Genomic DNA, 23,523 nt, shown 5'->3' with positions numbered 1-23,523 from the left:
TCTCTCACCATGACCCGCGACGAGCGCCTCTCGGTCGGCGGTCCTGGGGTGCCCGGGTTCGACGACCTCGACTTCGATGCTCTGTCGGTGCGGTCCGGCGCCAAGTGGGCACGGGCGGCCGCCGACGGGCTGGCCCCCGCCTGGGTCGCCGACATGGATTTCCCGGTCGCACCGCCGATCGCGCGTGCGCTGCACGAGCTGGTCGACCGTAGCGATCTCGGCTATCCCGACTGGTTCCACGGCACGCCGCTGCGCGAGGAGTTCGCACAGCGCATGCGAACGCGCTACGGATGGGAACCCGATCCCGGAGCCGTGCGCGAGCAGACGGATCTCATCCAGGCGTTGCAGCTCGTGTTGCACCTGAGCACCACGCGCGGCGATGCGGTGGCGATCCAGACACCGAACTACCCGCCGTTCCTCGCGTCAGTGCGACGGATGGGTCTGCAGCAGATCGACTTTCCGTTCGTCGACCGGGGCGACGGGTGGGTGCTCGACTTCGATGTGTTCGAGCTGTTGGCGGCGCGTCGTCGTCCGCGGGTGCTGGTGCTCGTCAACCCGCACAACCCCACCGGGCGGGTGCTTACGCGTGAGGAACTCGAGCGGATCGCCGATCTCGCCGAACGGTTCGACATGCTCGTCGTCAGCGACGAGATCCATGCCGAACTGATCTACGAACCGCACCGGCATATCCCGTTCGCTTCGCTCGGGCCGGAGACCGCTGCCCGCACGGTGACTCTCACCTCCGCCAGCAAGGCGTTCAATCTCGCGGGGATGCGGTGCGCGGTGGTGCATTACGGCTCCGAGGCCCTGTTGAAGCGCCGGGACGCGGAGCCGTTCGACCTGTACGGGACGGTCTCGGTGCCGGGCGTGGTCGCGACGCTCGCCGCGTGGCGCGAGGGCGGTGCATGGCAGCGCGACCTGCTGCAGGTCCTCGACCGGAACCGTCGACGGGTGGACGAGGTTCTGCGCGAACGGATTCCGGATCTGCGGCACCACCTGCCGCAGGGTACCTACCTGACGTGGTTGAACACCGGGCCGCTCGGCATCGACGATCCGGTGTCGACCGTCCGCGATCGGGGACGTGTCCTCGCCGACGGTGGGGTGCGGTTCGGGTCGGGCGCACGCAACTTCCTGCGCATCAACTTCGCGACGTCGGGGCCGATCCTCGATCGCATCCTCGACGGGATCACCGACGCGCTCGGTGCCTGATCGTCAGCACACCCCGTCACCACACCGCGTCGGCCGGGGTGTTCGTGGACTCGAGTGTGTCGTTCGCGGCCGCGCATCCGGAGGTCGCCGAAGCGACCACGGCGCGTGAGGGTTTGGCCGAGAAGTTCTGGTAGAGCAGCCCGAAGTTCTGCTCGACGTCGGCCTGGTTCGTCCCGCGGTCGCGCATCGAGTAGACGAAAACCTTCTGTACCCAGCCGAGCCGGCGGGCCTCTGCGATACCGTCGGCGATGATGTCGGCCTGCCGTTGCGTGCTCACCGCGTTCGCGGCGGTGCCGGTCGGGGCGCCGAACTCGGTGGCCCACACCGGTGTCGCGGCGTCGCCGTACTGCACCATGGTGTCGCGCATCAGACGCATGCGGTAGAAGGTGTTCCAGCTCTGCGTGCTCACATCGGACGGCAGTGCCGGATAACTGTAGGGGTGGACGGAGAGGATGTCGAAGTACTGGTGCGCCCCGCGCGCGTAGAGCTGCTGCACGTAGGTGACGGGGGAGATGTCGGAACCGTTGTCCACCGCCGGTGCGAGTCCGCCGTTGAGGATCCGGGCATTCGGTTGCACGGACTTGACGGCCGGAGCGGCCGCGGCGAGCAACTCGACGTACTTGCCGACGTCGGGACGGGGACGGAAGAAGTTCGTCAGGTTCGGTTCGTTCCAGATCTCCCAGTGCGTCACGCGGGTCGAATAGCGCTGTGCTGCCTGCCGGGCGAAACCGGCGAAGGCTGCCGGGTCGGCGGGGTATCCGTGAGTGTCGCCGCCGCCCGCGACGCGCGCCCAGGCCGGGGTGTACGCGACGATGCCGACCACCTCGAGTCCGCGGGCCCGAGCACGATCCACCACACGGTCGGGCACCGACCAGTTCTGTTGTCCGCGGTTCGGTTCGATCACCGACCAGTCGATGTCCACGCGCAGCCACCGGGCGCCGACCGCCCGGATCGTGTCGAGTTCGCGGTCGAGTTCGGAGTCCGGCAGATACATCAGCGGTGCGCCGGCGGCGATGCCGATGTCGTCGGTCGCGCAGGTGGTCGGCGGAGGGGGTTGGGGCGGTGGAGCGCACGCTGCGAGTGCGGCGAGGGTGCACGAGAGGGCTGTGGCCAGTGCAACGTGTGCGAGACGACCCATCGACTCTCCTGATGTACCATTCGGACAATTCAGGCATCGGTCGTAACGTCGCGCCGCCGACCTGCGATTCTTGCGGTGGAGCGAGCGGCAGACCGACGCCGCGAATTCACTGTAACGAGCAGGAGGCCGGAAGATGCGGGATTCGTGGACCGAAGGTTTCGGTGCATGCGCACCGTGAATTTCGAGATCCACGACGAAACATCCGCAGTCCGGCTCTCCGCGGAATGGGACGATCTCGCCCAGGAGGTGGGTCGGCGCGTCGCGACCCGCCCCTCCTACGTACTGGCCTGGAATCGGATGGGGCGCGGCCGATCGGCCGTGTGCACCGTCCGGCGCGACGGGCGCCTCGTCGGACTCGCGCCCCTGCACGCCCGCACCCGTCTCGGGGTCACCGCTCTACGACTCCCGGCTCACGGCCTCGCCACGATAGGAACCTTCCTCGCGACCGACGAGGCCGCGCTCGCCGACCTGCTCGACGGCATCGCCGATCGGAACATGGCACTGCAACTCGACCACGTCGATCTCACCGACCCTCTCGTCGAGATGCTGCATGCCTCGCCTCGCTGGAGCATCGACATCGCCGGAACCGAGCGGTGCCTGACTGTCGATGTCGCCACCGGTGCCGGCGCCGAATCGCTGCGTGGTCGGCGCACACTGAGAACACTGTCTCGGCTCGAACGCTCGCTGGAACGCGAAGGCACCCCGGTCTCCGTCGAAGTGGTGCGCGATCCGGACCATCTCGCGCAGAGGTGGCGCGATATCACCGCGGTCGCCGCGGCCGCCGACGCACACAGCGGGCGCGACAACTTCTGTGCGCCGCCGTTCACCGCGTTCACCCGGCCGCTGCTCGACGCCGAGGCCCGCGCCGGCCGGCTGCTCATCGTGGGCCTGCTCGTCGGCGACCGATGGACGGCACACGAGATCATGTTCCGCACCGGGACCACGGCCGAGATGTGGTTGAGCCGCTTCCATCCCGAGGCACGCCGCTACCAGCCCGGCCAGTTGCTGCAGCGCCACCTCGCCGACCGCCACGACGAGCTGGGCATCGACCGCTTCGACTATCTGCTCGGCACATCGGAATTCAAGGAGCAGTGGTCGAACGGTGACTACCGGGTGGGGCGGATCGTCGCCGTCCCCACCTCGCGACCGCACCACCGATGGACCCTCCGCGCCGCGGATCTCGGAGCCGACCTCGTCCGTCCCCTGCGCCTGGCGGCGCGCGATGCTCTCACGTCGAATCGCTGCTGATCAGAGGCAACCGGGAGTGACCGCGGCCGTGCGCAGCACGTCCCAGGCCGGCTTGGGCGACCCGTCGTGCGCGAGGACCCCGAAGTTCTGTTCGCGATCGGCCACCTCGGTGCCCCGGTCGAGGAGGCTGTAGACGAACAGCTTGTCGACGAAGCCCAACGCGCGTTGCTCGGTGATCCCGTCGCGCAGGATGTCGGCCTGCTCCGTGGGCCCGACCGCGTCGGTGTCCGTGCCCGTCGGTGCCCCGAACTCCGTTGCCCAGATGGGCTTGTCGGAATCCCCGTGCTCGACCATGACGGTGCGCATCTCGCGCATGCGGTAGAAGGAGTTCCAGTCGGAGGTCGAGGCGTCGGACGGGAGAGCGGGATAGCTGTAGGGATGCATGCCCACCACGTCGAAGGCCGGCGACACGCCCTGATCGTACAACTCGGTGAGGAAGGTCGTCGGGGCGATGTCGGAGCCGTTGTCGGTGCCGGGGGACAGGCCTCCGGTGATCACCACCGCCCCGGGGTCGACGTTGCGGATCGCCTCCGACGCCGCCACGAGCAGGTCGGCGTACGCGCCGACGTCGGGTTGCGGGGTGAAGAAGGCCGTCAGGTTCGGCTCGTTCCAGATCTCCCAGTGCGTGACACTGTCCGAGTAGCGATCGGCGACGTCGCCTGCGAAGCGCCCGAATTCGCCGGGGTCGGCAGGCATCCCGTGCGGATCGCCGGGGTCGGCCTCCGACGTCCGCGCCCAGTGCGGAGTGTGGGTGAGCAGGCCCAGCACCTGCAGGTCGTGCGCGTCGGCCGCGGCGACGACCCGGTCGGTGCCCCTCCAGTCGAAGCGTCCGCGCGCGGGTTCGATGATCGACCAGTCCATGTCGAACCGGATCCAGCCGGCGCCGCTGTCGGCGACCTTCGACATGTACGCGTCGAGGTCGTCGGCGTCGAGGGAGTCGAGACCGGCTCCCGTCGCGACCCCGAGACTGTCGGCGGTCAGATCTGTTCGGCAGTCGCGTGCCTCGGTGCTCTGGGTACACGACAGAGCGAACACACCGACAAGGGTGAGAACGGCGCGGAGCGGCATGGACCGCGACACGCGACGCGGCATCGACCGCGAAAGGGACACTGCAACCTCAACGGGACTTGACGAGACCGGCGAGGCCGAGCCCGCCGGTGATGGGAAGGACATGGGTTCCGGCCAGAACACAGACAGCCGAGAGGACAGCGGTGACGGGCCAGGGAAGATCGTAGCGTTCCGCGAAGAGCGACATCCACACGGCCACCGAAACACCCAGCATCGCGATCGCCATGGTCTGGGTGAAGGGGAACAGACCCCTGATCCGGACGCTCCGGACCACCACGATCCAGATGGCGACGAGCATCGCAGCCTCGGTGAGCACCGTCGCCAGCGCCGCCCCGTCGAACGACATGCGGGGGATGAGGACGAGGTTCGCACCGATGTTCCCGGCGAGCGCGGCCAGTGCCACCCACGGGTAGACGCGGTGGCGTCCGGTCGCGATGAGCACCATGAGACCGAGTTCGGTGAGCATCGACAGAGCGCTGCCGAGCACCAGCATGCGCGAGGCGCCGGCCGCCTCGGCGAACCGCTCGCCGTAGAGGAGGGACAGCACGCCGTCCGCCGACGACCAGAAGACCGCGGTAGCGGTCGCGCCCAGCACCGCGAGGAGCATCGCCGCCTCCCGCGTGCGCTGCCGGAACATCTCGCTCTGCGCCGGCCAGGTGGCGACCAGCAGCGTGGTCACCGGACCCACGACGGTCGACGACACCATCGACAGCAGATCGGCGAACTTGTATCCGACGGTGTAGAGACCTACCGAGTCGAAAGTGTCCATCCGCCCGAGCATCAGCACGTCGATCTTCGACAGCAGGGTGAGCAGAGCGAAACCGATGCTGAGGGGGACGGCCTCGACGAGCATCTCGCGCCACCGCCACAACTGGGCACGTGCGGCGGGCAGGGGACCGGCCTTGCCCGCTCGCACGCCGCGCACGAGGATGCCTGCGCCGACGACCTCGTTGATCACGGCCGGCACGACGAGCACGAGCAGCACCGGATTCCACAGCACCGCGGCGATGGTGGCGATCAGCTGCGCGAGCTGGCCGAAGGTCTCGGCGACCGCGACCGATGCCATGCGTAGTCGACTCTGGTACATCACCGACAGTGCGTTGTTGGGCGTCGCGATCACCACGACGAGACCGGCGATCACCGTCGCCCAGACGACATCGGACGAGTATCCGAGCAGCAGCACGTACCCGATGGCCAGCGCGTACCCGAGCAGACCGAGCACACCGCGCAACGCGATGAACGCGGTGGTGACGTAGGAGACTTCCCACGGATTGCACTCGACGAGCTTGGCGAGCACCACTCGGCCCACGCCGAGATCGGTGACGACGGACAGCAACCCGAGCAGGCCGAAGACGAAGGAGAACTTGCCGAAGTCGTCCGGTGCCAACGCGCGGGCGACGATCATCGAACCGGCCCAGCCCATCGAGGCGACGGCTAACCGGCTGCCGAGCATCACGACGGTGTTGCGTCGCGCGGCCCGCCCGTCGAGCTCCGGGGTCTGCGGTTCGTGGAGAGTACCGCCGGGGTCGTGCGCCGCGACGATCCGCTCCATCACGACGGTTTCGGCCATCCGGTCGGCCAGCGAATGTCTACCCACGCGACGGCCTCGTCAGATTCTCAGGCCCGCAGAGCGGTAGGCATCGCGCGTGAGCTCGGCGGTGCGCGTCCATGTCGAGGTCGCGGCGACCTCGCGTCCACGGGTACGCAGCGCATCCGCGGTATCGCGGTCGTGGACGACGACGCGCAGGGCCGCGGTCCACGAGGTCACGGTGTGTTCGGTGACGAGCAGCGCTCCGTCGTCGACGACGTCGGGCAGTGCACCGACAGCGCTCGTCACCACCGCCCCACCACACGCCATCGCCTCGAGCGGCGGTAACCCGAAACCCTCGTAGCGTGAGGCGTATGCGACGGCGGTCGCTGCGGCGTACAGCGCGGGAAGGTGTGCGGTGGGAACGTAACCGAGACCGATCGAACCGGCCGGTGCGTCGGGTCCGGTGGATCCGGCTCCGGCGAGCACCAGCGGGACGTCGAGGATACGGCACGCGTCGGCGACGAGCGCGACGTCCTTGCGGGGTTCGACGGTGCCGACCTGCAGGACGAACCGTTCGGCCAGCCCGTAGACCCGGCGGATGTCCCGCACCTCCTCGGGAGTGGGAGGTTTCGCCCACGCCGCGGGGGCGAGCGGGGTGACCGCCGCGTCGCGGCCGCACAGCGCGTGGAGACGTTCGGCGGTGAAGTTCGAGACCGCGACGAGCACGTCGGCCCGTCGCATGGCATCGCGCAGCAGCGCGCGCTCACCGGCGGCGCGGTACTTGCTGAACGCCCACGGGGTGTCGAAGACGGCGAGATCGTGGAACGTCGAGACGGTGACACCGGAACACAGGACGGGCAGGTCGACGTCGAGGCTGTGGAACAGGTCGACCCCGCGGACGGGCATCTTGGCGTACAGCATCCGCCGCACCCCGTCGGCGACCGGTCGTACCGACGGGGTCACGCGAGGGGGCAGTTCACCCACGGCATCGCACTGCACCGTCGCGCGCAGCGCAGCCGAGGGGAACAACGGGTCGAGCGCGGTCAGCAGCTCGCGGACGTAGGTCTGGACTCCACTGCCGGACGGACGGAGTGCGAGGGCGCCGAATCCGATGCGGTGAGCGAGCTTCGGTGAGGTGACCAGTGTTGCGTCAGTGCGCATCCGACAGTTCCTAACAGTAGCCAGAAATAGACGTCGAGAGGGAAGATCTCCAGATAGGTCGCCACGGTGGAGGCGACCGCCGCCGCGACGATCGTGCCGCTCACCCCGAGTGCGAGTGCGGCGTCCTGCCCGCTCAGCACCCGGGATGCACGCAGCGTCGAGACCGCGGCGCACACGAGTACGAGGATGAACAGCCACACGCCGATCGGGCCGAGTTCCACGGCGAGCTTCATGTAGTAGTTGTCGGGCTGATAGGGCATGAACCCGAACTGCACGGCCGCCGTGTACGACAGTTCCGACAGCATCGGGTTGCTCTGGGCCACCGTGTCGGCGGCAGCCGAGCCGGTCGCGCCGAGCCCCTGACCGAAGGGGTGCACCCACAGCGACGACAGGGTCTGCGACCAGCCGTCCCCGCGCTCACCGAGGCTCGACGAGGAGAACAGTGGAGCGAGAATCGAACTCGGCACGGCGAAGAGGACGAGCGGTGCGAGCGCCGCGGTGGCGCCGAAACCGAGGAGCAGGGTGCGGTAGCGGTGGACCGCCAGCCACAACAATGCGACGGCGAGACCGATGTAGCTGGCGCGCACGATCGTCACACCCATGCCCAGCACCATGATCGGTGTCGCGCACAGGAACAGTCTGTTGCGGAGCCGGTGCGGATCGGCGAAGGAGACCGAGCACCCCACGATCAGTCCGATCATCACGAACAGGCCGAAGGCGAAGGGTGTCGTGAACGTGCTGAAACTGCGCAGGATTCCGCCGCTGATGCGCAGATGCTCGTCCCAGCGGTAGCCGAGTTCGGCGAGTCGCTCACCGCCGATCACCTGTTGCGCGAGTCCGATGACGGCGGTGACGGCCGTCGTGCCCATGAGGATCGTCACCAGGTGGTCGCGGTCGCGGGCGTCGAACGGTGCACGCCACAGGATCACCGGGATGACGAGGTAGAAGTAGGTAATCTTGATGGCGATGATGCCGGCGAGCCCCGAGACGAGCAACGCCGACAGGACTCCGATTGCCACCCATGCGACCACGGCCGGCCACCACGGATAGGACGGTGCCGGCAGCCGCCGTCGGTAGGGGCTGACGAAGGTCGCGGCGAGGGTGAGGAGCAGCAGCCCCTCCTTCCACGGCGACAGTGATTCACCGCCGGGGACGATCGCGAGCAGGCCGTGGAACGGCGTGAGCGCGGCGATCGCCAGCAACCCGCGTTGGGGTCGCCGCCAGAGCAACACACCCAGCACGAGCACGACCGGAACGGCGAGCATCAGCACAGGAGTCATGAGACGTACTCGTCTGCAGCGGGATCCGCGATGCGGGACCCGAAACGGGAGAGCACGGTCGAGGTGACCGCCGTGCGGAGGAACTCGCGCCCGTCCCGCTGCCGACCGCTGTGCTCACCGACCTCGCTGGTGAGGATGTCCCCGGTGAAGCCCCGTCGGCGCAGGCGGCGAAGTCCTTCTTCTCCGCGCTGGGTCAGGAACCACCGGTGGTCCTCGGCGGACAGCACGACCGTGGTCGACACACCCGCGCGACGCAGTGCCTCCAACCCGACCTCGGGAACCTGGGTCACGCCGATTCGGCCCAGCAGCAGCCACAATGGATAGGGCAGGTACTTCTGCGCCCACGGTTTGATGCGGGCTCGCAGGGAGATCGTCTGCGGTTCCGCCGGGGCTGCGATCGCCGGAACATCGGGTGCGTTCGGACCGAGATCTGCGCGCAACGACTTCCGGCGGTGGGTGCACCACAGGATCACGTTCACGAGCACGGCGGAGTGTGCTGCACCCCGGAGGGCGACCCACGACGAGTACCACGCACCCGAACACAGGCCGATCACCACGAGGTCCTGCGGATCGATGCCGAGGGCGGCGACGGCATCGAGGGCGTCGCGGTCGGAGTCGTCGGAGTACAGCGGCGTGGGCGTCGCCCCGTGTGCCGTGCCGGTATCGCCGACCCCGGTCCGGTCGAACCGGATAGTGGAGATGCCGTGCGCGGCGAACTCGCGTGCGAGCTCGACCCAGAGACGACTCGGGCCGAGTCGGTGCTCGTAGGCGGTGCCGAAGAACAACACCGTCGGGGTGGACCGGCGCGGGGCGCCGAACCTGCCGGTGTCGAACCCCTCGGTGTCGAACCCCTCGGTGTCGAACCCCTCGGTGTCGAACCCCTCGGTGTCGAACCGTTCGGGGGCGACCCCGTGCGTGCGCAGCGCGAACATCTCGTTCGGGCCGAGATATTCGACGCTCTCGTGGATCGGGAGCCCGGAGTCGGTGGTCGCGACGACCGCGCGGCCGCACTCGGGGAAGTGGACCTCGCGGGTGGCAGCCGGCGCGCCCGCAACTACCCAATCGGCGATCCGGGTGAGCTGCTCGATCGGGATCGCGGAGTGGAGTGTGCTGGGGGTGACGAAGGATTCGTGGGCGTCGAGGGAGAGCTCGTCACCGCCGAGTGCGGTGGCGAGCGCCGACACCGCGGCGGTCTCGCGGGCTGTGGGTCGGGTCGCGAGCAGGGTTCGTGTGCCGTTCAGCGACCTCGGATCGATCTTCAGGGCGCCGAGCGCGTCGGCAGCTTCGGGGGCGAGAACCCCGCCGACGATCGAAACCCGGGGGTCTTCGGGATCGTCGGCGCCGAGGGCGAGACGGTAGAGGGCGCGTTGTTCGCGCAACATCGCTCGGCCCGAGACGATCGGATCCCACAGCACGACGGCGTCGGCCCGTCCGCACTCGGGCAGTGCCGTCGCCGCGATCAGTGCGCCGGCGCGCAGTCCGACGACGGTGATGTGCTCGGCGCCGCTCGCGCGGGCCGTCTCCACTGCGGTGACGACGCTGCGCTGCCATGCCGCGACCGCGTCGGGCGAATCCTGATCGCCGGCCGAGTCTCCGGTGCCCGTGTAGTCGAAGCGCACTGCCGCCAGTCCCCGCTCGGCGAGTTGCTCGGCGAGAGCCTTGACGCCTCGATAGGTGTCGAGGTGTTCCTTGCCGAGGGGTGGGCACAGCACCACCGCGCCGCGCGCGCGGCGGTCGGCGGGAAGGTGGACGTGCCCGAGGATCGGGGACGCAGGGTCGCCGAACCACGACGCGTGTCGCACATCCACTCCGTGACCTCCACTGTCGAGGGGGTGAAAGAGGGGGTGATTTCCCGCCCCGTCTCGGACCCTGAATCTTCTTGCCGTTCGGACGCATTCGTATCGAGGGATCGTGCCGACCCGTTACCTCTCGGCGTCGGCAGGGTCATAAAGTACCCTCCCGATCGGCTCGGGGTCTTCGGAGGGATGGCTGTGCCTGGAATCTTGGTGCACGAATGGATCGCACGCGACGGAGGTTCGGAGAAGGTTCTCGACGAGTTCGTCCGCACCTTTCCCGACGCCGACGTCCTGTGCCTGTGGGACGACGCCGACCGGTATCCGGGGCGGACGGTGCACGAGAGCGGTCTGGCACGCACACCTCTGCGTAGGAGCAAGGCGCTGGCGTTGTCGGCCATGCCGTACGTCTGGCGTCGCCGACCCGGTTCGTACGACTTCGCCCTGGTCAGCTCGCATTGTTTCGCCCACCACGTGACCTTCCGGGGCGCACCGAGCGGGTTCGAGAAGTTCGTCTACGTACACACTCCGGCGCGCTACCTGTGGAATCCGGAACTCGACGATCGGGGTGCCTCGCTCGCGGTGCGGTGCGCGGCACCTCCGTTGCGTGCCCTCGATCGGCGTCGCGCGCGGGAGGGTGCACACTTCGCCGCGAACAGCGATTTCGTGCGTCGTCGCATCGAGCGGTCCTGGGATGTCGAGGCGCGTGTGATCTTCCCTCCCGTCGAGACGGCCCGCATCTCGTCGGTGCCCGACTGGCGTGACGAACTGTCCGCCGCCGAATCCGCCCTGCTGGAGGGGCTTCCGGAGACCTTCGTGCTGGGGGCGTCGAGGTTCGTGCCGTACAAGCGACTGGATTGGGTGATCCGGGCAGCCGACCTCGCCGGGGTGCCGGCGGTGATCGCGGGTTCGGGGCCGGAGGAGGGCCGGCTGCGGCAGCTCGCCGACGAGGCGACGGTGCCGGTCCACGTGCTCGCTCGACCGTCGGACGCCCTGCTCTACGCGCTCTACCAGCAGGCCCACGTCTACGTCTTTCCTGCGGTGGAGGACTTCGGGATCATGCCCGTCGAGGCACGTGCGGCAGGGGCGCGTGTGGTCGTCAACGCGCTCGGAGGTGCTGGTGAGACGGTTGCCGAGGGGGTCGACGGGTTGTGTTTCCGCGAGGACAGGGTGGAGGCGGTCGCCGAGTGCATCGCCGCGATCGACGGTGTGCCGAAGGGCCGTAACGAGGCCGTCGCCGCGCTGTCCTCGGAAAACTTCCGGCAGCACATCCGCGACTGGGTCGGGGAGGGGATCGGAACGGCGTGACTCACATCATACTACCGACGAGTAGACGAACTCTTGTCGCCGGTTCGTCTCTGTTGTACCTTTCTCCCGGGTCGGGGGCCTGCTGATGGGGTTCGATGGGGGATCGTCATGGCTCACTGCCGCCGGCCGGGCTGCGTTCGTCGCCGCTTCATGAATGTGTTCTTTGCTGAAGTAACTACGCGCACAAGTAATTCGAGTTACGCGTAGCTTCTTCGCTTCAGGGTGGAATCACCCGCGTCACTGTGATCCGTTGCACTGAAACAGGATTCGCGTTCCTTCGAAAAAACGGACATAATCACCGAATCGTTCATCTGGCTGTCGGGGCCACTTCGCGTGGAGTAGGCAAGCAGGAGAAGTATGGGGATCGGACCCGAGTTGGCGCGCCGCAACGCGCCGACCCACGACACGAGCGACGGTCACGCAAGTGTCCCGCGCAGACAATGGCAGCGCACCTATCTCCGGTCGCTGGCGATCACCGACACGACGATCGTCGTCACTACCGTCGTCCTGGCGCAGGGGGCCGGGACGATGATCGGTGGACCGGTCGACCCGGGGTCCTCGGTGACCCGGGGACTCGCCTCGGCGATCGTGGTGGCCGGCCTGTGGCTTGCGATTCTGGCACTCAACGGAACTCGCAAGAAGCCGATCGTGGGCAGCGGCGAGGAGGAGTACCGGCTCGTCACGAGGGCGACCCTGCAGACCTTCGGTCTGCTCGCGATCGCCTCGTTCCTCGTCGACTCGTTCGCCACCGACCTCGACACGATCCGGGTCTACGTGTTGCTGGCCATGCCGGTCGGCCTGGTCGTTCTGCCGCTCGGACGTCGATGGTGCCGTCGTTCGATCGAACGCCGGCGTGTGCGGGGCGAGTTCCGGACCTCGGTGCTCGTCGTCGGCTCCGAACGCGCGGTGGATGCGATGGTCGGATCGTTCGTCCGCGACACCTCGGCCGGATACCGCGTCGCCGGTGTGTGCACCACCGGGTACACGGGGGAGAGCGGGCGCACCATCACCGTCGCCGGACAGGAGATCCCGGTACTCGGTGCGGAAACCGACGTGATCAACGCCGTCAAGCTCTCCGGCGCCGACACCGTCGCGATCGCTGCCGGAACGCACTGGGGGAACGGTGATATCGGCGAGCTCGCATGGGAACTCGAGCCGTATCGCGTCGATCTCGTGGTGGCTCCCGGCGTCACCGACATCGCCCTGCCGCGACTGTCGATGCATCCCGTGGGTGGGTTGCCGTTCGTGCACGTCGAGGAGCCGCAGTACCGCGGGTCGCATCGGATCGCCAAGACGACCTTCGACCTCGTGTGCACGGTCCTCGCCCTCACGATCGCGGCGCCGGTCATGCTTGTGGTCGCCGCGCTGATCAAACTCCAGGACGGCGGTCCGGTCTTCTATCGGCAGGAACGCGTCGGCCTGGGCGGCACCGTCTTCCGGATGTGGAAGTTCCGATCGATGGTCGTCGATGCCGACCGGATGGTCGATACGGTCCGCGCGCAGACCGGTCAGGAGGACGCGACCTTCTACAAGTCCGCCCGCGACCCGCGGATCACGCCGGTGGGACGGTTCATCCGCCGCACCAGCATCGACGAACTGCCACAGCTGTTCAACGTCCTCGCCCGCGACATGAGTCTCGTGGGGCCGCGTCCCCTCGCGGTGGGTGAGGGCGAGAAGATCCCGGGCTTCGTTCCGCGCCGCATCCTGGTGCGACCCGGCATGACGGGATTGTGGCAGGTCTCCGGGCGATCCGATCTGTCCGAAGCCGACCGCATCCGCCTCGATCTGTTCTATGTGGCGAACTGGTCGATGGTGCAGGATCTGCTCATCGTCGTGAAGACGGTGCGGGCGGTGCTCGCGAGCGACGGCGCCTACTGACCCCACCGCAGTGCGGGGTTTCGTAGCCGGTGGGCAGGGAACCCTTCGACTTCGTCCTGGAGTATCGGCAGGAGGAGGAGAAGGTGAGCACGTCCGTCCGAAGTTTCCATCCCGACCCCGACGACATCCCGCTGATCACCTCGCTCGACCAGCTCGTTGATCTGGCGACGGATCCGCTGCTCTACCTGCGGTACTCGAAGGGGCCGGCGGCGGACGCCGAGGACGGACCGAGCCGCGATCGCGAGGCGAACGTGACCCTGCCCGGGCTCGTCGCCACCACCCTCGCTCCGGAGTCGTGGTGGCGCCGGCCCGTCAAGGACTGGGTCGCCCGCCGTGTCTGCACGTGCACCGGGTTCGGCGACGAGGACGGTCGGTTCGTCTGGATCCTCACGGGCAGGATGGTCGGGCGCGGTCCCGGCCACGAACCGTTGCTCGTCGACGTCCGGCCCCATGCCCGCCTGAGCAAGGGTGTGCTCGACGAGGCGAAGAAGTGGTACGAGGAGCACTTCGACGTCGGCAACGATTCGCGCAGGAGCGCCTGAACACTGTTCGCGCAGAACGCAGGAAGCCCACCCCGCGCCACGTCGCAGGGTGGGCTTCCGTTGTGATTCCGTCAGGCCGGATCGCCGTCGTCAGACCAGATCACGCGGGATCCGTCGCTGCCAGCTGTCCGAGTGGACCCGTCGATCGCCGTGATCGTCGTCGAGTTCGAAAGCGTCGAGCTCGGCGTTGATCACGAACTCCTCCGGGGTGGACGTGAGGATCGTGCGGGTACGGACCTCGGTGCGCCAGTCGTCCCGCTCGTAGCGGCGCAGGGTCTGCGTCTCGCCGCGCACCGAGTTGGGATCGTTGCCTCCGAAACTGAACCACTCCTGGGTGCGACGCCTGATGACCGTGCCGGTCTCGTCGATCCGGAACGACCCCTGGTCGTCGAGGATGTCGAGCGTCGACACGCCGGTCGCGAGGTCGCGGGTGGTCCGCCAATGGTGCTCGCCCGGCTGCAGCAGGGTGATCCCGAGCTCCGGAGCCGCTTCCGGTTCACCGAATTCGCGGAGATGCGCATCTTCCGCTCGGGACGGGCGCACCGGCAGATACAGACCGCCACCGGTGTACACCGTCACCTCGGCGGGTGTCGGCGACGGCCACGCCAGCGGGAAGTAGGAGGTGGACAGCGACAACCGCAGACGGTGACCTGCCGGGAACACGTGGCCCATGCCGTTGAGCTCGATCCGGACGCGATAACGCCGTCCCGGTTCGAGAGCTTCCGGTTTCTCGCTGCTGTCGCGATGCGTGAGATTGAGCAACCCGTAGGTCACGCGTGTCGCCTCGCCGTTGGGCGCGACGTCGGACAGCCGAGCGGCGAGCATCGCCACCGGTCTGTCGGACGAGACCTCGAGCTCCAGCTCGGGACGGCCGAGAACCTCCGTCGTGGTGTCGAGCGCCTCGGTCTCGAAGACGAGCGCACCGCCATCCTCCTCGCGCTGATCCGACGGCAGGTCGGGAGTCGCGGCGTAGGACGCCCACTTGCCGGCGAACATGCCGACACCCAACGGGGATTGCAGTGCCAGGGGCCGTTCGTCGACGGTGAGGGTGCCGTCGTCGTCGGGATGCAGCGCGTACCGGTCGAAGGTGTAGCGGCGGTTCTCGATATTCGGCGACGGCCACGACGGTTCGGCCACCCAACGGCCCGGACGTTCCGCGTAGGACGGGTTCGGCTCGATGGAATCCTGCATCCAGGCACGCACCATCGGTTCGTCCATCACTCCGGTGTCGACGCCCTTGAGCCAGTGGTCCCACCACCGCACGACCTCCTGCAGGAAACCGATCTCCGGGCCGGGGACCCCGAGATGCGGGTACTTGTGGCCCCACGGTCCGATCAGCCCCTTGCGGGGGACGTCGAGATGTTCCATCAACCGGAAGATGGCATTGGTGTAGCCGTCGGCCCAGCCACCCACAGCGAGGACCGGGCACTGCACGGAGGAGTAGTCCTCGTTGACGGAGGCGCGCTTCCAGTAGTCGTCCCGGTGCTGATGTTCGAGCCACTTCTCGATCCACAGGCCGCTGCCCTCGAGACGTTCGTGCCACATCTCGCGCCAGCGATCGCCGACGATCGCGGGATCGGGAGGCAGGCTGTTGAAGGCGAACATCACCGTCGCCTCGGACAGGTTGTCGGACAACAGGCAACCACCCATGTAATGCATGTTGTCGACGTACAGGTCCTCGGTGGCGGAAGCGCTGACGATGGCCTTCAGGGCGGGTGGCCGGCGTGCCGCGACCTGCAGGCTGTTGAAGCCACCCCACGAGATGCCCATCATGCCGACCGAACCGTCGCACCACGGTTGCGCCGCAAGCCATTCGATGACCTCGCAGGCGTCGTCGTGCTCGTCGGCGAGGTACTCGTCGCGCAGCACCCCGTCGGAGTCGCCGCTGCCGCGCATGTCCACCCGCACGCAGGCGTAGCCGTGGCCGGCCATGTAGGGGTGGTTCAACGCGTCACGTCCGCGCGTGGAGTCCCGCTTGCGGTACGGGATGTATTCCAGCACAGCGGGTACCGGATGTGCTTCGGCGTCGACGGGCAGCCAGACCCGCGCCGCGAGCCGAACGCCGTCGCGCATCGTGATGAAGACGTTCTCGATGACACGGACCTCATGGGGGAGGTCTGTGATCGTGCGCATGTAGTGCTCCTCCTAGTCCTCGGGTGCCGGATCGAAGGAGAACGGAAGTGTCTCCAGGCCTTCGTGATAGCGCTGCTCGAGCTGTTCGACACTGTCGGCGCCGATGTACATCGTGCCCAGTTCGTAGCGGTAGGCGTCCTGGTTGGGCAGATCGGCGAGCCGGTCACCGGGAGCGACGTCGATGCACACCAGCGCGCCGGGGATCCGTTCGCGGAGACGGGCGATGTCGGCTTCCGAAGGCACCGAGGTGACGATGCCGTCCTCGTAGTGCGGGATGATGCACTTCGCTGCGACGGCGTATTCGCCCTGCCGGTACGGCATGCGGGGCTGCCGGCCGAGGGCGATGTCGATGGCCACCTCGTGGTTGGAGCTGCCGTCGACCTTGGCGAACAATTCGCTGTGCGACTGGGAGATCCGGGTGTTGACCTCGATCAGCCAGAGCTTGTCGTTCTCCTCGTCCCACATGAACTCGGAGTTGAAGCAGCCGTTGTCGAAGCCGACGTGGCGCAGGTAGCGCTCGGTGATGTCGATCATGCGTGCCTGCACTTCTTCGGGCACGGTGCTCGCCGGGTAGTCGAGACGTTCGAAGCTGTGCCCGGCGGCGTCCTTGCGCATGTCGAACACGCCGTGGACGTTGAACTGTCCCTGGAACATCGTGCCCTCGGGGGCGGCCTGGATACCGCTGACGACCTGCTCGGCGAGGCAGGTGGTGCCCGAGCTCTTCCCGATCTCGTCGGGGAGGTCGACGCGGCGCAGGACCTCGTCGAAGGCGTTACCGACGAGTCCGATCTTCTCGCGGATCTCGACGAGGGCGTCGGCGAACTCCTGCTCGTTGTGGATCTCGAATCCGAGTTGCGACGAATGCGACTTCACCGGCTTGACCCAGAACGGGAAGTCGAGCTCGATGCTGTCGAGGGCGTTGTCGTCGAAGGGGTCGAACGAGTTGAACTGCGGGACGCACTCGGGAACCGATTCCTTCTGGGCGAGACGGCTCCAGTACTTGTGTTCGGTGGCGACGATGCTGCGCAGCGACGGCGAGGGGATGTTCCGTTCGGCGGCGAGGATCGGGGCGAGGACGCTCGTGGGGAAGTCCCAGTGGGCGATGATCCCGTCCACGCTGCCGGGGAAGTCGTCGAGTTCGCGCCGGCAGGCGTCGAGAAGATCGTCGAACACGTATTCGTCGGGCTCCACCAATGTTTCGTAGTCGAGGAGGCCGTGGAAGCTCAGCTGGTCGGCGCCGCGTACGGTCTCCAGTTCCTTGCGCTGGATGTCGGTGAGTCCGAGGACGAAAATGTTGGTGCTCATTGATGAAGCCTTCCCGCTCCCTCACGTCGCAAAACAAACCGGTAACGAAACAAACCGTCGAGAAGGTACTTTCACGCGCAACCGCCCCGGCTCACGGGGAGCCGGGGCGGTTGCATCGGAAGGAAGTATCAGGGATTGTCGGGGTCGAGGGCGTCCTTCATCTTGCCCATGAGTCCTTTCTCCGTTCCCATTGCGGCAGAACGGGGCTTGCCCTGCGATCCGTCGTAGCTCGCGTACAGCTTCGGGTCCGGCGGCGGTGCGCTCGCCACATCGCCCAGCGGGACCGGGTCGGCGAGGAACGACATGGGTGTCGTGCCGTCGGGACCGGTGCCGTGCGCCCAGCGACCCTGATCGGAGGCCGCGCCGTCGGACAGGTGCCACAGGCTCGATGCGTGCTCGGAGTGCTCCTCGTCGAACAACGCGTTCGGTGCGATCGGGCTGGGCTCGATACCGTCGGCCTTCAGTTCCTCGATGGCCGCGAGCCACAGGTTCTGGTGGTAGGTGTCGCGGGCGAGGTTGAACCGGAGCATGTCCTTGACGCCCGGATCGTCCGTCATGTTGTACAACCGGGCTGTCTGCACTCTGCCCTGCGCTTCGGCGGCGACGTTGGCGTGGAAATCGGCGAGAAGATTGCCGCTGGCCACGATGAAGCGGCCGTTCCAGGGCACACCGTTGCTGTCGGAGAGGGTGGGTCCGCCACCGGAGATGATGGCCTGCTGAGGATCCATGCCGCCGAGTACCGCTGCGACCACCGGATCGGCGGCGGCGTTCTTGGTGGACTCCGTGGCGGGTGCGCCTTCGAGGAGACGCGCCACCATGGTGGCGATCATTTCGACGTGCCCGATCTCCTCGGTGGCGACGTCCATGATCATGTCCTTGTACTTGCCGGGCATTCGACAGTTCCAGCCCTGGAACAGGTACTGCATGGTCACGGTCATCTCACCGTACGCGCCGCCGATCAGCTCCTGGAGTTTGCGGGCGTAGACGGGATCGGGCTTCTCCGGCTTGGCGTCGAACTGCAGATGGTCTGTGTGACGAAACATGTTGCTCCCTCGAATGCCGATTGTCGTGCGAAGACGTGTCGCGCGAGAAGGCGCGACTGTGCACACACCCCGTGACGCCTGGTCTCGACGCCGCCTCGGTTGGCTCGTGGTGCTATGTGCGGCTACCCCTGCTCGGGCAGCTCAAACGCCTGGGGATATCCACCGTTTGTCACCGGTTGTGTGTCAACGTGGAGGGATGGAGAACAGGCCCGAATCCACCCTCGACGACGTCGGGAAGGTGGCTCGCAGCAAGGGCGTGGCGCGGTTGCGGACCGCTGCGGCGGCCGTGCTCGTGATCGTGCTGGTGGCCGGAGTGCTGGGCTTTCTCGGCGTGCGGAGTTCGACGGCCACTGCGCAGGGCGGCGGGTACGAACTCGAACTGACCTATCCGCGCATCGCGCGCTCCGGTCTCGACGTTCCCTGGGAGGTGACGGTGCGCCGTGACGGTGGCTTCGACGGGGAGATCGTCCTGGCGATCGACACGTCCTACTTCGAGATCCTCGAGATGCGGGGCCGGCTGCCCGAGCCGTCCTCGGAGACCGCGGGGGAGGGGCTGGCGTACCTGACCTTCGACCCGCCACCCGGCGACGAGTTCACCTTCGCGCTCGACGTGCGGATCCGGGCCGGGAGGCAATGGGGCGAATCGGGCTCCGTCTCGGTGATGGACGGCGAGAAATCGGCAGTGACAATCTATTTCGATACCTGGCTGGTGCCCTGATGGAAATCGTGATCCGCGCGCTCGTCCTGTTCCTGTTCCTGTGGGGGATCACCCGCCTCGTCGGCCGATCGAGTGTCGGCGAACTGAGCACGTTCCAACTCGTGTTGTTCGTGGCCATGGGCGATCTCGTGCAGCAGGGGATCACCCAGGACGACGTGTCCATGACGAGTGCGGTCCTCACCATCGGTGTCTTCGCGGTGCTGACCCTGGCCCTGTCGATGATCAACGCCCGATTTCCGCGGATGCGCGGCATCACGCACGGGGTCCCCGTGGTGATCGTCCAGGACGGTGAACCCGACCTGCAGAACCTGAAACGGGAACGTCTGTCCCTCGACGACCTCATGGCCGCCGCGCGTCAACAGGGCATCCGGCGGTTCGCCGACATCGACCTCGCGGTGCTCGAGACGAACGGGAGGATCTCCTTCTTCGCCCGGACGAGCGCTCAGGACGGCGCGCCGGAGGAACCCGACCCGGCGTGACGGGGTGCCGCGCCGTCCTGACGCTCAGGTATTGCGTCCGGTCAGTGCGTCGCGCAGTCGGTCCACCATGCCGACCCCCGGTCCGACGGTCTTGTGGAACAGTTCGGAATGCGGCGCGGACGGATGCGGCCGGGTCGGGGCCAGCTTCTTGGCGGCCTGTACCTTGGTGCCGACCTCCACGAGGGTGTCCTGCCCGAGATGCGTCCTCAACGCCGGGAACTGGTCGGATTCTTCGTCGTTCGCGTGGTGGCGCAGAAGATCCTGCAACTTCTTCACCAACGTCGTGAACTCCGCACTCGATGCTTCCGCGCCCTCGAGTTGCTTCATCACCTGCACAATCTCGTCGTGCTCCTCCTTGTCGTGTTCGACGGCTTCCGTGCCACCGGGGAGGTGCTTCTCCATCTCGGGATAGACGAACATTTCCTCGGCGACCGAGTGCCTCATCACCTCGGCGATCGCCGCATCGGTGAGATCGCGGCGCTCCTCCGCGTCGAGCGTGGTCTCCGCTCGGCCCAGAAGCTCGAGCATCTCCCGATGGTCCTCGGTGAGGATGGTGACGACATCCGTGCCGCTGGAATTCGGTCCCTCGTGGGCGGTTTCGGTCATCGATGTCTCCTTCGAACGGTCAGGATCGTCCGGTATCGCCGGTCTCGTCCGGTTCGTCCTCGCCCTCCGCCTGGTCGGGCTGCTGCGGAGCCTTGGAGAGGAGGTTGTCGGGATCGGCGTCGGGATCTTCGGCTGCGTCGTACGGATCGGCAGAACCGTCTGTGCTGCTCATGTACCAAGGGGTTCACCACTACCGGCGAGGGCAAACACTCCGGCGACCGACGGGGATTCGCATCCTGCCGGGGTAGGTGGTTCGGGGAGCCGGGCGGGGGTAGTCCTAGGGAGACCGCCTTTCACCGAGAAATGTTCGGAGGAAGATCATGACCGGACCGCACGACACTCCCGATCTCGACGACGTGATCGACCCGACCGAGTCCGCGCCCAAGGATCGGCGCGAGCACGGCAAGTCGCCGGACCGCGTCGACGACGACTATCTCGAGTACCGCACGGAGCAGGAACGCATTGCCGCCGGCGTCGAGGACTACGACCCCGACCACGTCCCACCCGCAACCGAGTAGCCGCTGCGTTACAGACGGATTCTCGGCGAACCATCGGAAGGAGCAGAGAGATGGAACGAGGGAGCGACAAGCACGGTCCGAAGAAGGACGACGCGCTCGCAGAGGAAACCGAAGGAATGATCCGCGCCAACCGTCCGACCCGCGCCGACGAGGCACGCGATCCGGAGCCGCCGGCCGACGACGATCCGGATGTGCGGCCCTGGCACACCGAAGGTCCGGGCGGCGGAGCTTCGGAGGGCGGAGCTTCGGAGGGAGGGGGTCCGGAGGGCGGGGGTTCGGCGGGCTCTGCCTGAGTCGATGCGAGCGTGGCGCGTGGTGGAGCCCGGCCCCGTCGCCGGTCACCCTTTGCGGTTCGAATCCGTCCCGCTTCCCGAGACCGGACCGAACGATCTTCTGGTGCGCGTGCTGGCGTGCGGTGTGTGCCGCACCGACCTGCACGTCGCCGAGGGCGATCTCCCCGTCCACCGGGCGGGTGTCGTCCCGGGGCACGAGGTGGTCGGGGTAGTCCATCGAGCGGGGGAGGCGGTCGAAGGGTTCGCCGACGGCGACCGCGTCGGCGTGGCCTGGCTGCGTTCGACCTGTGGGCAGTGCCGCTACTGTCGTCGTGGCGACGAGAACCTGTGTCCGGATTCGAGATACACCGGTTGGGACGAGGACGGCGGGTACGCCGAGTTCGTCGCCGTACCGGCGGCGTACGCCCTCCCGCTGCCCGACGGATACGAGGACATCGAACTCGCTCCGCTCCTCTGTGCCGGCATCATCGGCTACCGCGCGCTGAAGCGCGCCTCGGTCCCCGACGGCGGCAAGCTCGGCATCTACGGCTTCGGCGGCAGCGCCCACATCGCGGCGCAGGTCGCCCTGGCGCGAGGTGCCGAGGTGCACGTCATGACGAGGAGTGAGGACGCGCGGAATCTCGCTCGCGAACTCGGGGCCGCGTCGGTGCAGGGCGCCGCGGACGCACCACCGGTGCCCCTCGACGCCGCCATCCTCTTCGCACCCGTCGGCGACCTCGTGCCGCCTGCACTCGAAGCACTCGACCGCGGCGGCATCCTCTCGATCGCCGGCATCCACCTGACCGACGTTCCGCAGCTGAACTACCAGCGGCACCTGTTCTACGAGCGCGAGATCCGGTCGGTGACCGCCAATACCCGTAAGGATTCCCGGGAGTTCCTCGCGTTCGCCGGGCAGCACCGCATCAGGGTCGCGACGATGCGATACGGGCTGGGCGACGCCGATCGCGCGCTGGCGGATCTCGCCGGCGACCGCGTGCGCGGCGCTGCCGTCCTCGTCCCCTGATGGTCCGGATCGATACGGTGCGCTCCGCCCGAGATCGCCAAGTCGGGACTTTCTACCCTACGGGAACATCCCGTCCGGGACGACGATAATGGTGTCGGACCCAGGAGGGCCCCTCGGACTTCTCACCCACGAGGAGATGAGGACAATGTCGACATCATCGGCTCATTCTGCAATGCACACCCATCCCGACATCGTCGAGATGCGCGAACGCTACGACCGGATGGGCGAACAGCCCACAGTCCAGGTCACCGACGGATTGATGATGGTTGCCGGTCTGTACGCGGCGGCATCCGCCTGGATCATCGGCTTCGCCGATCAGACGGCACTCGCCACCACCAATCTGATCTGCGGCCTCGCGGTCGCAGTGCTCGCCATGGCACTCGGTTCGGCCTACGGCCGCACCCACGGCCTGGCGTTCATCGCGCCTCTGCTCGGTCTGTGGCTGGTCGTTTCGCCGTGGCTGGTCAGCGGCGTCGATACCAGCACCTCCATGATCTGGTCCCACGTCATCGTGGGTGTGATCGTGTTCGTCCTGGGCGTGGCCACGGCCGCGATGGGAACCGGTCTGATGGACCGTTCACGCTGACCGGTTCGGTGCAGTAGCCCCGGGCGGTGCTGCCGGCTGCATGTCTGAACCGGCAGCACCTCACCGGGTGCGGCGTCCGGACACCGATTCCGGCTACCGAGGGCAATACCCCTCGGTCGAACGCTGCAACCCCGTCGCCGTTTCGATGCCACGATGCAGTATGGACACCGGTGAAGGCCGCGGCGCTCGTAGTGCGAACTCGGTGAGGTTCGAACGACAATTGCGAGAATCCATCGAGGAACTCGCTCGTGAGATGCACGACGACCGATGGCCCGCGTTCGCTTCCCGAGCGGCCCGTCTGGGTGCTCGCTCCATGCTTGCGGTCCGGCTGTACACGACGGACGACACGATCGGAGCCCTCAATCTGCACAGCTCGCAGGTGGGTGCGTTCGACGACGGCAGCGTCGACATCGCCTCGACCCTGGCGACGCATGCGGCCTTCGCCGCGGTGGCCGCGGTGCGCGAGGAGCAGTTCCGCGCGGCCCTGGCTTCGAGGGATGTCATCGGGCAGGCGAAGGGCGTTCTCATGGAACGCTTCGGCATCGACGCGGAGAGCGCATTCGAAATGCTGCGCAGGTTGTCCCAGGAGCGCAATCAACTCGTGCGCGACCTTGCCGTCGAGGTGGTCGAGACCGCCCGACCTCCGCGTGAACGGTAGAGCGAATCCTCCCCAGGCGGATGCG

General features: G+C 67.5%; 23 protein-coding genes. 12 read left to right on the top strand and 11 right to left on the bottom strand.

Annotated elements, in window-relative coordinates:
- Positions 1 to 9 precede the first annotated feature (9 nt).
- Entirely contained in the window at positions 10 to 1,209 is a 1,200-nt protein-coding gene (locus tag RBB84_RS16080; RefSeq protein WP_064256169.1) for an aminotransferase class I/II-fold pyridoxal phosphate-dependent enzyme, read from the top strand.
- Positions 1,210 to 1,225: 16 nt separating this feature from the next.
- On the opposite strand, the gene RBB84_RS16075 is transcribed toward RBB84_RS16080, so the two are convergent.
- Entirely contained in the window at positions 1,226 to 2,347 is a 1,122-nt protein-coding gene (locus RBB84_RS16075) for a glycosyl hydrolase (RefSeq protein ID WP_024102003.1), read from the bottom strand.
- 165 nt (positions 2,348 to 2,512) lie between these two features.
- Here RBB84_RS16075 and RBB84_RS16070 point away from each other — a divergent pair, with 165 nt between their 5' ends.
- Positions 2,513 to 3,595 carry a GNAT family N-acetyltransferase gene (locus tag RBB84_RS16070; RefSeq protein ID WP_064256170.1) on the top strand — a complete coding sequence of 361 codons (1,083 nt, stop codon included), beginning with the start codon at positions 2,513 to 2,515 and terminating at the stop codon, positions 3,593 to 3,595.
- On the opposite strand, the gene RBB84_RS16065 is transcribed toward RBB84_RS16070, so the two are convergent.
- From RBB84_RS16065 to RBB84_RS16045, 5 genes are read right to left on the bottom strand one after another with little or no spacing between them, the layout of a single operon-like run.
- The gene (locus RBB84_RS16065) at positions 3,596 to 4,705 is read right to left on the bottom strand and encodes a cellulase family glycosylhydrolase (RefSeq protein ID WP_350246277.1); all 1,110 of its coding nucleotides are present in this window, start codon (positions 4,703 to 4,705) and stop codon (positions 3,596 to 3,598) included.
- Positions 4,706 to 4,712: 7 nt separating this feature from the next.
- Entirely contained in the window at positions 4,713 to 6,260 is a 1,548-nt protein-coding gene (locus RBB84_RS16060; protein ID WP_231912001.1) for a flippase, read from the bottom strand.
- Positions 6,261 to 6,272: 12 nt separating this feature from the next.
- Positions 6,273 to 7,355, bottom strand: a complete 1,083-nt coding sequence (locus tag RBB84_RS16055) for a glycosyltransferase family 1 protein (RefSeq protein WP_064256173.1) — start codon at positions 7,353 to 7,355, stop codon at positions 6,273 to 6,275.
- A complete protein-coding gene (locus RBB84_RS16050) occupies positions 7,238 to 8,635 on the bottom strand; it encodes an O-antigen ligase family protein (protein ID WP_156666078.1) in 1,398 nt (465 codons plus the stop codon). The genes RBB84_RS16055 and RBB84_RS16050 overlap by 118 nt, the downstream gene beginning before the upstream one ends.
- Positions 8,632 to 10,443: an alpha/beta fold hydrolase gene (locus tag RBB84_RS16045; RefSeq protein ID WP_064256174.1), complete on the bottom strand. Its 1,812-nt coding sequence runs from the start codon at positions 10,441 to 10,443 to the stop codon at positions 8,632 to 8,634. Before RBB84_RS16045 ends, RBB84_RS16050 begins: the two co-directional genes overlap by 4 nt.
- A 177-nt stretch (positions 10,444 to 10,620) precedes the next feature.
- Between RBB84_RS16045 and RBB84_RS16040 the strand changes: the two genes are divergently transcribed.
- From RBB84_RS16040 to RBB84_RS16030, 3 genes are all read left to right on the top strand, one after another.
- Positions 10,621 to 11,736, top strand: a complete 1,116-nt coding sequence (locus RBB84_RS16040; RefSeq protein WP_064256175.1) for a glycosyltransferase — start codon at positions 10,621 to 10,623, stop codon at positions 11,734 to 11,736.
- A 357-nt stretch (positions 11,737 to 12,093) separates the two neighbouring features.
- On the top strand, positions 12,094 to 13,614 hold the full coding sequence (locus tag RBB84_RS16035; protein WP_064256176.1) for a sugar transferase: 1,521 nt from the start codon (positions 12,094 to 12,096) through the stop codon (positions 13,612 to 13,614).
- An 83-nt stretch (positions 13,615 to 13,697) separates the two neighbouring features.
- A complete protein-coding gene (locus tag RBB84_RS16030; RefSeq protein WP_064256212.1) occupies positions 13,698 to 14,156 on the top strand; it encodes a DUF6098 family protein in 459 nt (152 codons plus the stop codon).
- Between the two features lie 90 nt (positions 14,157 to 14,246).
- Here RBB84_RS16030 and RBB84_RS16025 read toward each other — a convergent pair whose 3' ends face one another.
- The 3 genes from RBB84_RS16025 to RBB84_RS16015 form a co-directional block, all read right to left on the bottom strand.
- Complete coding sequence (locus tag RBB84_RS16025; RefSeq protein ID WP_064256177.1) at positions 14,247 to 16,289, bottom strand: CocE/NonD family hydrolase; 2,043 nt, start codon at positions 16,287 to 16,289, stop codon at positions 14,247 to 14,249.
- A gap of 12 nt (positions 16,290 to 16,301) precedes the next feature.
- Positions 16,302 to 17,594 carry an ATP-grasp domain-containing protein gene (locus tag RBB84_RS16020; RefSeq protein WP_064256178.1) on the bottom strand — a complete coding sequence of 431 codons (1,293 nt, stop codon included), beginning with the start codon at positions 17,592 to 17,594 and terminating at the stop codon, positions 16,302 to 16,304.
- Between the two features lie 128 nt (positions 17,595 to 17,722).
- On the bottom strand, positions 17,723 to 18,637 hold the full coding sequence (locus RBB84_RS16015) for a manganese catalase family protein (protein WP_064256179.1): 915 nt from the start codon (positions 18,635 to 18,637) through the stop codon (positions 17,723 to 17,725).
- Positions 18,638 to 18,833: 196 nt separating this feature from the next.
- Between RBB84_RS16015 and RBB84_RS16010 the strand changes: the two genes are divergently transcribed.
- On the top strand, positions 18,834 to 19,355 hold the full coding sequence (locus RBB84_RS16010) for a hypothetical protein (RefSeq protein ID WP_064256180.1): 522 nt from the start codon (positions 18,834 to 18,836) through the stop codon (positions 19,353 to 19,355).
- Positions 19,355 to 19,834, top strand: a complete 480-nt coding sequence (locus RBB84_RS16005; RefSeq protein ID WP_024101989.1) for a YetF domain-containing protein — start codon at positions 19,355 to 19,357, stop codon at positions 19,832 to 19,834. Before RBB84_RS16010 ends, RBB84_RS16005 begins: the two co-directional genes overlap by 1 nt.
- Before the next feature lie 24 nt (positions 19,835 to 19,858).
- Here the strand turns inward: RBB84_RS16005 and RBB84_RS16000 are convergent, their stop codons facing one another.
- Positions 19,859 to 20,440, bottom strand: coding sequence for a hemerythrin domain-containing protein (locus RBB84_RS16000; RefSeq protein WP_064256181.1), 582 nt, complete (start codon positions 20,438 to 20,440; stop codon positions 19,859 to 19,861).
- A gap of 19 nt (positions 20,441 to 20,459) precedes the next feature.
- Entirely contained in the window at positions 20,460 to 20,612 is a 153-nt protein-coding gene (locus RBB84_RS15995) for a hypothetical protein (protein WP_019290944.1), read from the bottom strand.
- Positions 20,613 to 20,760: 148 nt separating this feature from the next.
- Between RBB84_RS15995 and RBB84_RS15990 the strand changes: the two genes are divergently transcribed.
- The 5 genes from RBB84_RS15990 to RBB84_RS15970 all read left to right on the top strand — a co-directional run bounded on the left by RBB84_RS15990 (position 20,761) and on the right by RBB84_RS15970 (position 23,498).
- Positions 20,761 to 20,958 carry a hypothetical protein gene (locus RBB84_RS15990; RefSeq protein ID WP_006552608.1) on the top strand — a complete coding sequence of 66 codons (198 nt, stop codon included), beginning with the start codon at positions 20,761 to 20,763 and terminating at the stop codon, positions 20,956 to 20,958.
- 50 nt (positions 20,959 to 21,008) lie between these two features.
- Positions 21,009 to 21,251: a hypothetical protein gene (locus RBB84_RS15985; RefSeq protein WP_064256182.1), complete on the top strand. Its 243-nt coding sequence runs from the start codon at positions 21,009 to 21,011 to the stop codon at positions 21,249 to 21,251.
- Between the two features lie 4 nt (positions 21,252 to 21,255).
- Positions 21,256 to 22,254 (top strand): zinc-binding alcohol dehydrogenase family protein, encoded by a 999-nt coding sequence (locus tag RBB84_RS15980; protein ID WP_064256183.1) that lies wholly within the window; start codon positions 21,256 to 21,258, stop codon positions 22,252 to 22,254.
- A gap of 172 nt (positions 22,255 to 22,426) precedes the next feature.
- The gene (locus RBB84_RS15975) at positions 22,427 to 22,840 is read left to right on the top strand and encodes an SPW repeat protein (RefSeq protein WP_064256184.1); all 414 of its coding nucleotides are present in this window, start codon (positions 22,427 to 22,429) and stop codon (positions 22,838 to 22,840) included.
- Between the two features lie 40 nt (positions 22,841 to 22,880).
- Positions 22,881 to 23,498, top strand: coding sequence for an ANTAR domain-containing protein (locus RBB84_RS15970; RefSeq protein ID WP_082921013.1), 618 nt, complete (start codon positions 22,881 to 22,883; stop codon positions 23,496 to 23,498).
- The last annotated feature ends 25 nt before the right edge of the window (positions 23,499 to 23,523 follow it).

It is taken from the genome of Rhodococcus sp. D-6, assembly GCF_040256695.1.
GTDB classification, from domain to species: Bacteria; Actinomycetota; Actinomycetes; order Mycobacteriales; family Mycobacteriaceae; genus Rhodococcus; species Rhodococcus pyridinivorans.
The sequence above is the reverse complement of the archived record's forward strand: the minus strand, read 5'-3'. Positions and strand labels throughout refer to the sequence as shown.

Excerpts from the sequence above, each read along its gene's own strand:
- RBB84_RS16080 (WP_064256169.1), top strand. The coding sequence starts at position 10 with ATGACCCGCGACGAGCGCCTCTCGGTCGGCGGTCCTGGGGTGCCCGGG.
- RBB84_RS16075 (WP_024102003.1), bottom strand. The coding sequence starts at position 2,347 with ATGGGTCGTCTCGCACACGTTGCACTGGCCACAGCCCTCTCGTGCACC.
- RBB84_RS16070 (WP_064256170.1), top strand. The coding sequence starts at position 2,513 with ATGCGCACCGTGAATTTCGAGATCCACGACGAAACATCCGCAGTCCGG.
- RBB84_RS16055 (WP_064256173.1), bottom strand. The coding sequence starts at position 7,355 with ATGCGCACTGACGCAACACTGGTCACCTCACCGAAGCTCGCTCACCGC.
- RBB84_RS16050 (WP_156666078.1), bottom strand. The coding sequence starts at position 8,635 with ATGACTCCTGTGCTGATGCTCGCCGTTCCGGTCGTGCTCGTGCTGGGT.
- RBB84_RS16040 (WP_064256175.1), top strand. The coding sequence starts at position 10,621 with ATGGCTGTGCCTGGAATCTTGGTGCACGAATGGATCGCACGCGACGGA.
- RBB84_RS16035 (WP_064256176.1), top strand. The coding sequence starts at position 12,094 with ATGGGGATCGGACCCGAGTTGGCGCGCCGCAACGCGCCGACCCACGAC.
- RBB84_RS16025 (WP_064256177.1), bottom strand. The coding sequence starts at position 16,289 with ATGCGCACGATCACAGACCTCCCCCATGAGGTCCGTGTCATCGAGAAC.
- RBB84_RS16020 (WP_064256178.1), bottom strand. The coding sequence starts at position 17,594 with ATGAGCACCAACATTTTCGTCCTCGGACTCACCGACATCCAGCGCAAG.
- RBB84_RS16015 (WP_064256179.1), bottom strand. The coding sequence starts at position 18,637 with ATGTTTCGTCACACAGACCATCTGCAGTTCGACGCCAAGCCGGAGAAG.
- RBB84_RS16010 (WP_064256180.1), top strand. The coding sequence starts at position 18,834 with ATGGAGAACAGGCCCGAATCCACCCTCGACGACGTCGGGAAGGTGGCT.
- RBB84_RS16005 (WP_024101989.1), top strand. The coding sequence starts at position 19,355 with ATGGAAATCGTGATCCGCGCGCTCGTCCTGTTCCTGTTCCTGTGGGGG.
- RBB84_RS16000 (WP_064256181.1), bottom strand. The coding sequence starts at position 20,440 with ATGACCGAAACCGCCCACGAGGGACCGAATTCCAGCGGCACGGATGTC.
- RBB84_RS15995 (WP_019290944.1), bottom strand. The coding sequence starts at position 20,612 with ATGAGCAGCACAGACGGTTCTGCCGATCCGTACGACGCAGCCGAAGAT.
- RBB84_RS15990 (WP_006552608.1), top strand. The coding sequence starts at position 20,761 with ATGACCGGACCGCACGACACTCCCGATCTCGACGACGTGATCGACCCG.
- RBB84_RS15985 (WP_064256182.1), top strand. The coding sequence starts at position 21,009 with ATGGAACGAGGGAGCGACAAGCACGGTCCGAAGAAGGACGACGCGCTC.
- RBB84_RS15980 (WP_064256183.1), top strand. The coding sequence starts at position 21,256 with ATGCGAGCGTGGCGCGTGGTGGAGCCCGGCCCCGTCGCCGGTCACCCT.
- RBB84_RS15975 (WP_064256184.1), top strand. The coding sequence starts at position 22,427 with ATGCACACCCATCCCGACATCGTCGAGATGCGCGAACGCTACGACCGG.
- RBB84_RS15970 (WP_082921013.1), top strand. The coding sequence starts at position 22,881 with ATGTCTGAACCGGCAGCACCTCACCGGGTGCGGCGTCCGGACACCGAT.